Here is a 454-nt window from a genome sequence, read left to right on the forward strand (position 1 = left end):
AAACTTCTTCCGCTCCCTCAAGCGCTGGCGGGGAATTGCTACGCGCTATGCAAAGCTCACCGCTTCCTTCATCGCCGCTATTCATGTCAGGTGTTTATTCCTCTACCTTCCAGTCCACACTACCTAGACGGTTACAAAATATAATTAGGCAGTTTTAGAATAGAACAGGACAATTATAAAGCAAAACAGGGCAATTTTAAGGCATAATTAGGCAGTTCTACGACTTCGGTGGACAACTATTTGCCCACTTTTTCTGCATTGCCTATGATAAGTCTTGTGTAAATATTTATAATACCTGCTTCTATCTCTATGCCGAATAGCCGTATAGTGCTGTAATACACCCGTATCGGGCTTTGAAACCTGCTCGTGTTTGACTGCCAAACCTGCACGTGTTTCGCGTTACCCTGCGGGTAACGACATAGAGGCAAGCGGCTAGCGGGGCTGCCGAGCGATA

The 454-nt window shown here is 46.0% G+C and carries 1 pseudogene; it reads left to right on the forward strand.

Annotation, left to right across the window (positions count from 1 at the left end):
• Positions 1 to 127 (forward strand): annotated as a pseudogene (locus AWU74_RS11010) (IS5/IS1182 family transposase); the annotation flags it as partial.
• Between the last annotated feature and the right edge of the window lie 327 nt (positions 128 to 454).

This window comes from Treponema endosymbiont of Eucomonympha sp. (assembly GCF_001028545.1).